This is a genomic window from Elizabethkingia argenteiflava (genome assembly GCF_009904105.1).
GTDB classification, from domain to species: domain Bacteria; phylum Bacteroidota; class Bacteroidia; order Flavobacteriales; family Weeksellaceae; genus Elizabethkingia; species Elizabethkingia argenteiflava.
In genome coordinates this window covers 1-435 of sequence record NZ_JAAABJ010000059.1, presented here as the reverse complement: position 1 = coordinate 435, position 435 = coordinate 1, and the positions used below count along the sequence as shown (strand labels likewise).

General features: G+C 34.7%; 1 protein-coding gene. It reads right to left on the bottom strand.

What is annotated here, in order from left to right; all coding sequences use genetic code 11:
* Positions 1-435, bottom strand: a 435-nt coding sequence (locus GNY06_RS00290) for a tyrosine-type recombinase/integrase (RefSeq protein WP_166518307.1), incomplete at both ends; no start/stop codon positions are given.

Below are 435 nucleotides of genomic sequence, written 5' to 3'. Positions count from 1 at the left end.
GCTTCAAAGAGTAAAAATCTTCCGTAACTTTTATTATTTTGCCGTCCTTGTCTTTTATTTTGTTAGAGCTCTTAATTAATCTGTGCCAACGCTTTGTAATCTGGTAGGGCTGTATAGGCTTATCTCCAGGCTTTAATCCTTTAGAAAATAAATAATCCTTTTGTGATTTGCACATGTCTAAGATCTCCCTCCAATAGGGAACGGCTTGAGGTAAAATAATTTTTATAGTTTCAACATATTCTCTTCCTTTTTGAATGGTTACTTTGTATTCTTGAGCGACTAAATTAACATCTTTCTTTTGTAGCCTAAATAATTCTGAGGTTCTGGCTCCGGAAAGGAAGAATATTTTAAAATATCGGAAGAAATCGGGGTAGTTCTCTTGGATATAATCATGTACTATTTGATATTTTTCATCCGAGAGGGTCTCCCGTATGG